The 311-nt window shown below is 52.1% G+C and carries 1 pseudogene; it reads right to left on the reverse strand.

The features are described 5' to 3' along the window. Nucleotides 1–311, reverse strand: a pseudogene (locus GPL15_RS27200) (hypothetical protein); the annotation flags it as partial.

A 311-nucleotide genomic window follows, 5' to 3' on the forward strand; every position in this document is an offset into this window, starting at 1 on the left:
GTTTCCAGGCGCACGATAAACCCGTTCACTTCTTCCCTGGTGCTGTAAGGCAGGCATAACAGCGCCTCATCAATCACCTGGTGCTTTAAAAACTCCCTCAGGCTTTCCCGGCTCAATACAATCCGTTCGCCCCGGATTCCCTGCTCGATCTGGTGGATCCGGATTTCTTCCCGGTTCCCTTGTTTTCCCACCTCCACTACTGCAATCACTTCGTATTCAATCAGGGAGGAATGGACGAACTTGTCGATGGCTGCAATCAGGTTCTCCCGGTTGGCACAGATCAGCAGTTTCTTCCGGTTCCCGGATTTTTT

The organism is Clostridium sp. MCC353, from assembly GCF_018785315.1.
Classification (GTDB): Bacteria; Bacillota; Clostridia; order Lachnospirales; family Lachnospiraceae; genus CHH4-2.